This is a genomic window from Roseicyclus sp. (assembly GCF_052168335.1).
Lineage (GTDB): Bacteria > Pseudomonadota > Alphaproteobacteria > Rhodobacterales > Rhodobacteraceae > Roseibacterium.
The window spans coordinates 1-6,805 of sequence record NZ_JBQLZP010000072.1; the positions used below are offsets into that span (position 1 = coordinate 1).

Consider the following 6,805-nt stretch of genomic DNA (forward strand, 5'->3'; position numbering starts at 1 on the left):
GGGCAGGTCCATGGCGTGTCCTCAGGGTTGGAGACGGGAGACGGCGCGCAACTCGTCCGCGGTCGCGCCGGGAAAACCGAAGAAGTCGAGATAGGCCGGGATCTGTTCGTAGAGCATGTCCTCGCCCGCCTGCACGAGACAGCCCTTCGCGCGCGCGGCGGCCAGGAGGGGCGTTTCCGCCTGACCCATGACCACCTCGCCCACGAAGGCGCCCGGATCGATGCGCGCGGGCTCGATGGGCAAGGGATCGCCCGGCCGCATCCCGAGCGGCGTGGCGTTCACCACGATGTCGAAGCCCGCGGGGTCGTACGCGCCGGTCTCCACCCGCGTCGCGGGGAAATGCGTGCCGAGGCGACCGGACAGCGCCTCGGCCTTGCCCGGTTCGGTGTCGCGGAGCGCGATCCGCGCGGCGCCCGCGCCCGCCAGCGCCGCCGCAATGGCCGAGCCCACGCCGCCCGCGCCGACGATGAGGGCGGAGGCGCCCGCCGCGCCGCGCCCCCTGGCCTCCATCGCGCGCAGGAAGCCCGTTCCGTCGAACATCTCGCCCTCGAGCGCACCGTCGGGCGCGCGCCGCACGGCGTTGCAGGCGCCGCAGATGCGGACGGCGGGCCCGGCCCGGTCGACGAGCGCCGCCGCCGCGATCTTGTGGGGCATCGTCACCAGCGCGCCCGCGACGTTGCGCAGCCGGAAGAGGAGCGGCAGGAAGGCCGCGAAGTCCTCGACCTCTACCCCCATCGGCACCACGGCGGCGTCGATCCCCCGCGCGGCGAACCAGGGGTTGTAGATCATCGGCGAGCGGAAGCCCTCGGTCGGCACGCCCAGATGCGCGACGATGCGCGTGGTGCCGGTGATGTGCGCGCTCATGCCCGCACCTCGACCGTCGCGCCCGTGCGCGGCGCCTCCGAGATCGCTGCGATGACCGCCACTGCCGCCAGCCCGTCCCGGCCGGAGACGAGCGGCGGCGCGCCGTCGCGGATGACCTCGGCGAACTGCTCGACCTGGGCCGCGAGCGGATCGGCATGGGCCACGGGGAAGCGCGTGGCAGAGATCGGGTCCCACCAGCCGCCGTCGCCCGCATGGGTCCAGAGCGCGAAGTCCGGCAGGGACAGCGACCCCGCCGTGCCCGCGATCCGGTAGCAGCCCTCGTCCGTCGCCGGGTAGGCCGGGTTCTCGCGCGCCGTCAGCTCCCAGCTCCAGGGGGCGGGCGTCGCGTCGCACAGGCTCACGGTGCCGAGCGCGCCGCCCTCGAACCGCAGGAGGATGGCCGCCGTGTCCTCGACCTCGAAGCCCCGCACCGCGTTCGCGGCCATCGCCTGCACCGCGCGGACGGGGCCGGCGAAGTGCATCAGGAGGTCGAGGTCGTGGACGAGGTTCACGAGGACCGGCCCCGCGCCCGCCTGCCGCCGCCAGGGCGCGGCGTCGAAATAGGCGTCGGGCTTGCGGAACCAGGTGGTCGCCTGAACGCTGGCGATCCGGCCGAGGCGGCCCTCCTCGATCAGCGCCTTCGCGGCGCGCACGAGCGGGTTGTGCCGCCGGTGATGCCCGGTGGCGAGGGGCACGCCCCCGGCCTCCGCCGCGCGCACCAGGGTCGCGGCGCCCTCGGTGTCCTCGGCCAGCGGTTTCTCCACCAGCACGGGCAGGCCAGCCGCGATGCAGGCGAGGCCGCCCTCGACATGCAGCCGGTTCGGCGTGGCGAGGATCACGCCCTCGGCGCACCCCGCGGCCAGCAGCGCGGCGAGGTCGCGGAACCACGGGACGCCATGCGCCTCGGCGAGCGTTGCGGTCTCCTCCCGGGGATCGACGAGGGCGGCGAGGCGGGCGGAGCGTGCGCCACGGATGGCCTCCGCGTGGCGCCGTCCGACGAGGCCCGCGCCCACCACCGCCAGCGACACGCGCTCAGGCGCCATGATCGCTCCCGAGGTCGCCGAGGCGGGCGGCGATGGCATTCCCTGTCCGCCGGATCTGCTGGCGGAGGAGCACGGGGGCGAGCTCTCCGTTCCGGGCGACGGCGGCCTCGGCGATCATCGCGTAGTCGGCGGCGAGCGGCCGTTCCGTCCCGTCGTAGCGCGCGAGCGTCCGGTAACGCCGGAGCAGCCGCCGCATCCGCGCGCAGGACTGCACGAGAAGCGGCATCCCGGACCCTTCGGCGAGAGCGTCATGCAGCGAGTCGTAATCGCCGAGGCTGCCGCCGCCGCCCTTCCGCGCCCGGTGCAGCGCGGCGAGGATGCCGCTTTCCCAGTCGAGGCCTGCGTGCGCCATCGCCTGGCCGAGCGCCAGGCCCTCGAACTCGGCCGAGAGCGTCGCGACCTCCTCGAGGTCGGCACGCGAGACCGGGGCGACGGAATAGCCGCGCTGGTCCTCCACCACCACGAGCCCCTCCGCCACGAGGCGCGACACCGCTTCGCGCAGCGGCGAGAGCGAGACGCCGATCTCGGCCCGGAGCTGGTCGAGGTTGAGCTTCGAGCCCGGCGCGAGGCGCCCCGCGACGATCGCGTCGCCGAGGTCCGCGGCGATCCGGCTGACCCTGGTGGGTTTCGCCAGCGCCGGTCCGTCCAGCGGGCTGCGGTCGTAGCTCATGGTGTCCTTCGCGGGCGAAACGCTCGATGGGTCGCATGATAATCGATGTTCCGCAAGGTCGTTGATGGACCTGCGGCGCGGCGCTAGGTTTGATTGGGCGCGGCCCCTGCCGCGGCAACCCGGAGGGGCCATGGCGCAGGCAATCCACCCGGACGCGGAGCGGGACGCCTATGCCGCCCTGCGCCGGGACATCATCTTCGGGGTGCTGAAGCCCGGCGACCGGATCGTGCTGGGCGAGCTGAAGGCGCGCTACGGCACCTCGGCCTCGACGCTGCGCGAGAAGCTCCTCCGCCTCGCCGAGGAGGGCTTCGTCGTGGGCGAGGGCAAGCGCGGCTACTTCGTCGCGGGCATGTCGCCCGAGGGCCTGCGCGAGATCGCCGAGCTGCGCGCGCTCCTCGAGTGCCACGCGCTCAGGAAGTCCATCGAGCGCGGCGATACGGAGTGGGAGGCGAACGTCGTCGCCGCCCACCACCGCCTCCGCCGAATGGAGGAGGAGATGAAGGCCGGCCGCACCGAGGTGCGCGAGACGTGGAAACGCTACGACTGGGAGTTTCACCAGGCGCTGATCATGGCCTGCGGCATGGCGGAGCTTCTGTCCGTCCACGGCTCGGTCTTCGACAAGTATCTCCGCTACCAGATGCGGTTGCTGACCTTCCGCGGCGACGTGGCGGCGGAGGAGCATCGCGGCCTCCTCGACGCGGCGCTCGCCCGCGACGCCGACCGCGCCGAGGAGATCCTGCGCACCCACGTCGCCGGAGGGGTCGAGCATTGCCTCGGCGGGCCCGACGCCGCCGCCGTGTGACCGGTCCCGTTCGGACAGGGGCGGGATAATCGTTTGCGTTGGACAGAGCCGGGTCGCGCTGGCACAACCGCATACGGGAGTCGGGCGCGCGTCGCCCGGAAATCGGTGCAAAGGGAGGAAACCAATGAAAACCGCTCTCACCCGTCGCGGCCTCGTCGCGACCGTCGCCGCGGCCGGGATCGCCGCCGCGCTGGCCGGACAGGCCGCGGCACAGGACTGCGTGCAGCTTCGCCTGTCCTCGCCCGCCTCCGAGACCGACCAGCGCGCCGTCGCGCTGACCGAGGTCTTCGGGCCCGCCGTCGCGGACTTCGCCTGCTTCGAGCCGAGCTGGAACGCGACGCTCTTCGCGCAGGGCACCGAGCTCGACGCCATCGCGCGCGGCAACCTCGAGATGTCCATCGCCTCGGCGCAGGAACTGGCGGAGTTCTTCCCGGAGTTCTCGATCTTCGCCGCCGGATACGTCCACCAGGACGCCGCCCACCAGGTCGCGGTCTTCAACGACGCGGTGATGGACTCCTTCAAGCAGCGCGTGGAGGAGGAGCTTGGCGTGAAGCTCCTGACGGTGATGTATCTCGGGCGCCGCCACGTGAACCTGCGCTTCACGCGCGAGGAGCTGGACGTGCGGACGCCGGCCGACCTGGCGGGCGTGAACCTGCGGATGCCGGGTTCCGAGAGCTGGCAGTTCCTCGGCCGCGCGCTCGGCGCCTCGCCGACGCCGATGGCCTTCACCGAGGTCTACACCGCGCTCGCCTCGGGCGCCGTGGACGGGCAGGACAACCCGCTTCCGACGGTCGTGGACGCGCGCTTCTACGAGGTGACGAACCAGATCGCGCTGACCTCGCACCTCGTCGACCTGAACTACCTCGCGATGTCGGCGGAGGTGTTCAACAGCCTCACGCCCGAGCAGCAGGCGCAGGTTCAGGCCGCCGCGGACGCAGCCGCCGAGGCCGGCCGCACCCGCCAGCTCCAGCTCGAGGACGAACTCGTGGCCTTCCTGCGCGAGCAGGGGCTCGAGGTCTACGAGCCCGATCTCGAGGCGTTCCGCACCACCGTGCAGGAGGCCTATCTCGCCAGCGACCTGTCGGCGAGCTGGCCCGAGGGCGTGCTCGACCGGATCAACGAGCTCGGCAACTGAGCCGACGGGACTGCGGGGGCCATTGCCGCTCCCGCACGACCTACGGGCGCGCCCGTCTTGCGCGGCGCGCCCGCTCACGTAGGATCGGCCGGATGGCGAACCTTCTGGAACGAGCGGGGACCTGGATCACCCGGATCGCCGAGGGGCTCTGCGGCGCCGCGCTCGGCGCGATGTTCGTGACCTTCCTCCTCCAGGTCTATTCCCGATACGTCATGGCGCAGCCCTTCGGCTGGACGCTGGAGCTTTGCCTCACGCTCTGGATCTGGATCGTCTTCCTTGGCTGCGCCTTCATCGTGCGCGACCGCGACCACGTGAAGTTCGACATCCTCTACCTCGCCGTGCCGAGGGGGCCGCGCCGTGTCTTCGCGGCCGTCTCGGCGCTCGCCATCGCGGTCGGGCTCGCGGTGTCGTTCTGGCCGACCTGGGACTGGATCGACTTCATGAAGATCCGCCGCTCGGCCACCCTGCGCATTCCGCTGAGGACCGTCTTCTCGGTCTACGCGATCTTCATGGCCGTCGTGGCGCTGCGCTACGCGTGGCGGGCGTGGCAGGTGATGCGCCACGGCCCGCCCGACGAAGAGGGCGCGATCCACGTCGGAGAGCAGGGATGAGCCTCGAGCTCGCGCTGTGCCTGCTGACGCTCTTCGCGCTGGCCGCGATCGGCACGCCGGTGGCCTATTCGATCATCCTCGCCGCCATCGTCTATCTCGCCGTCGCCGGTCAGGACATCGCGCTGGCGGGCGAGCAGATGGTGCAGGGGCTCTACAATTCCTTCGTGCTGCTCGCGGTGCCGCTCTTCATCGTGGCGGCGAACATCATGAACGCGGGCACGATCTCGGAGCGGCTGCTCCAGTTCTGCGTGGCGGCGGTCGGGCGCTTCCGCGGCGGGCTCGGGCACGTGAACGTCGCGGCCTCGCTGATCTTCTCGGGCATGTCCGGTTCGGCCATCGCGGACGCGGCGGGGATCGGCAAGATCATCATCGAGATGATGACGCGCTCGGGCCACTACACGCGCGGCTACGCGGCGGCCATCACCGCCGCCTCGGCCACGATCGGGCCGATCATCCCGCCCTCGATCCCGATGGTCCTCTATGCGCTCGTCTCGCAGACCTCCATCGGATACCTCTTTCTCGGCGGCATCCTTCCGGGCCTTCTCATGGGCGCCGTGCTCATGGCGATGAACTACGTGATCGCCGTCCGCCGCGGCTTCGCGATGGAGGAGGCGGTGCCGCTGGGCGAGCTGCCGCGCTACACGGCGCGCGCCTTTCCGGCGCTGCTGATGCCGGCGATCCTGCTCTACGGCATCTACGGCGGCGTCACGACCCCGACAGAGGCGGCAGCGGTCGCGGCGGCCTATGCGCTTCTCCTCGCGGCCTTCGTCTACCGCGCGCTCAGCGTCCGCGGCCTCTACGACATCCTCGTGGAAAGCGCCCGGTCCTCGGCCGCCGTGGGCCTCGTGATCGGGGGCGCGCTGATCCTGAACTACGTCGTCGCCTCCGAGAACATCCCCTCGCTCCTCGCCCGCGCGCTCGTCGATCTCGAGGTGCATCCGCTGGTGTTCCTGATCGGGGTTAACATCCTGCTCCTGCTGCTCGGTTGCGTGCTGGACGCGACGACGATCATCCTCGTCATCATCCCGCTCTTCATCCCGACCTGCCGCGAGCTCGGCATCGACCTCGTGCATTTCGGCGTCGTGGCGGTGGTGAACTGCATGATCGGGTTGATCACGCCGCCCTACGGCGTGCTGCTCTTCGTCATCAACGCGGTCACGCGTATCCCGCTGTCCGAGATCATCCGCGAAATCTGGCCGTTCCTCGGCGTGCTCCTGATCGCGCTTCTCGTGCTGATCCTCGCGCCCGGCATCACGCTCTGGCTGCCGCGGCAGTTCGGTTACGTCGGCTGAGCCTCAGCGCGCGAGGAGCGCCCGCAGCCGGGCGAGGGTCTCCGGCCGCTTGGCGAGATCGACGGCGTCGATAGGCGGGGCATCCTCGACCGGCGCAGCGGCCCAGGCGCCGAGCGGGAAGGGCAGGACGACCGCGCCCGCGGTCGCATGCTCGGTCCGGTGCGGTTCAATCATCGCAGATCTCCCGGAATCGTTTCCTCTTCCTCAACTAACGACTGAATCCAACGGTTTCGCGGCGAGTTCCAGGCGACAGTGGCCCAAATTCGAGACAATTGCCGTTTTTCCGGGAACAGTCGGGTGGAAGCGTCCCGGCCCGTCGACATTCCGGGCACCCGGTGCCAACCTGCCGCGGGGACGAGCCGGACGGAGGGGACATGGCGGAGATCTG

General features: G+C 71.3%; 8 protein-coding genes. 4 read left to right on the forward strand and 4 right to left on the reverse strand.

What is annotated here, in order from left to right; translation table 11 throughout:
* Positions 1-21: 21 nt before the first annotated feature.
* From ACTS11_RS02400 to ACTS11_RS02410, 3 genes are read right to left on the reverse strand one after another with little or no spacing between them, the layout of a single operon-like run.
* The gene (locus ACTS11_RS02400; protein WP_442638753.1) at positions 22-864 is read right to left on the reverse strand and encodes a shikimate dehydrogenase family protein; all 843 of its coding nucleotides are present in this window, start codon (positions 862-864) and stop codon (positions 22-24) included.
* Entirely contained in the window at positions 861-1,907 is a 1,047-nt protein-coding gene (locus ACTS11_RS02405; RefSeq protein WP_442638754.1) for a Gfo/Idh/MocA family protein, read from the reverse strand. Before ACTS11_RS02405 ends, ACTS11_RS02400 begins: the two co-directional genes overlap by 4 nt.
* Positions 1,897-2,577: a GntR family transcriptional regulator gene (locus ACTS11_RS02410; protein ID WP_442638755.1), complete on the reverse strand. Its 681-nt coding sequence runs from the start codon at positions 2,575-2,577 to the stop codon at positions 1,897-1,899. Before ACTS11_RS02410 ends, ACTS11_RS02405 begins: the two co-directional genes overlap by 11 nt.
* 130 nt (positions 2,578-2,707) lie before the next feature.
* On the opposite strand from ACTS11_RS02410, the gene ACTS11_RS02415 reads away from it, so the two are divergent.
* The 4 genes from ACTS11_RS02415 to ACTS11_RS02430 all read left to right on the forward strand — a co-directional run bounded on the left by ACTS11_RS02415 (position 2,708) and on the right by ACTS11_RS02430 (position 6,417).
* The gene (locus tag ACTS11_RS02415) at positions 2,708-3,379 is read left to right on the forward strand and encodes a GntR family transcriptional regulator (protein WP_442638756.1); all 672 of its coding nucleotides are present in this window, start codon (positions 2,708-2,710) and stop codon (positions 3,377-3,379) included.
* A 124-nt stretch (positions 3,380-3,503) separates the two neighbouring features.
* On the forward strand, positions 3,504-4,514 hold the full coding sequence (dctP, locus tag ACTS11_RS02420) for a TRAP transporter substrate-binding protein DctP (RefSeq protein WP_442638757.1): 1,011 nt from the start codon (positions 3,504-3,506) through the stop codon (positions 4,512-4,514).
* A gap of 92 nt (positions 4,515-4,606) precedes the next feature.
* Positions 4,607-5,125: a TRAP transporter small permease gene (locus ACTS11_RS02425; RefSeq protein ID WP_442638758.1), complete on the forward strand. Its 519-nt coding sequence runs from the start codon at positions 4,607-4,609 to the stop codon at positions 5,123-5,125.
* On the forward strand, positions 5,122-6,417 hold the full coding sequence (locus tag ACTS11_RS02430) for a TRAP transporter large permease (RefSeq protein WP_442638759.1): 1,296 nt from the start codon (positions 5,122-5,124) through the stop codon (positions 6,415-6,417). The genes ACTS11_RS02425 and ACTS11_RS02430 overlap by 4 nt, the downstream gene beginning before the upstream one ends.
* 3 nt (positions 6,418-6,420) lie before the next feature.
* On the opposite strand, the gene ACTS11_RS02435 is transcribed toward ACTS11_RS02430, so the two are convergent.
* Positions 6,421-6,591, reverse strand: a complete 171-nt coding sequence (locus ACTS11_RS02435; RefSeq protein WP_442638760.1) for a hypothetical protein — start codon at positions 6,589-6,591, stop codon at positions 6,421-6,423.
* Positions 6,592-6,805 lie beyond the last annotated feature (214 nt).

Bases quoted from the DNA above. Each gene is read 5' to 3' on its own strand.
- ACTS11_RS02400 (WP_442638753.1), bottom strand. From the start codon at position 864: ATGAGCGCGCACATCACCGGCACCACGCGCATCGTCGCGCATCTGGGC.
- ACTS11_RS02405 (WP_442638754.1), bottom strand. From the start codon at position 1,907: ATGGCGCCTGAGCGCGTGTCGCTGGCGGTGGTGGGCGCGGGCCTCGTC.
- ACTS11_RS02410 (WP_442638755.1), bottom strand. From the start codon at position 2,577: ATGAGCTACGACCGCAGCCCGCTGGACGGACCGGCGCTGGCGAAACCC.
- ACTS11_RS02415 (WP_442638756.1), top strand. From the start codon at position 2,708: ATGGCGCAGGCAATCCACCCGGACGCGGAGCGGGACGCCTATGCCGCC.
- dctP (WP_442638757.1), top strand. From the start codon at position 3,504: ATGAAAACCGCTCTCACCCGTCGCGGCCTCGTCGCGACCGTCGCCGCG.
- ACTS11_RS02425 (WP_442638758.1), top strand. From the start codon at position 4,607: ATGGCGAACCTTCTGGAACGAGCGGGGACCTGGATCACCCGGATCGCC.
- ACTS11_RS02430 (WP_442638759.1), top strand. From the start codon at position 5,122: ATGAGCCTCGAGCTCGCGCTGTGCCTGCTGACGCTCTTCGCGCTGGCC.
- ACTS11_RS02435 (WP_442638760.1), bottom strand. From the start codon at position 6,591: ATGATTGAACCGCACCGGACCGAGCATGCGACCGCGGGCGCGGTCGTC.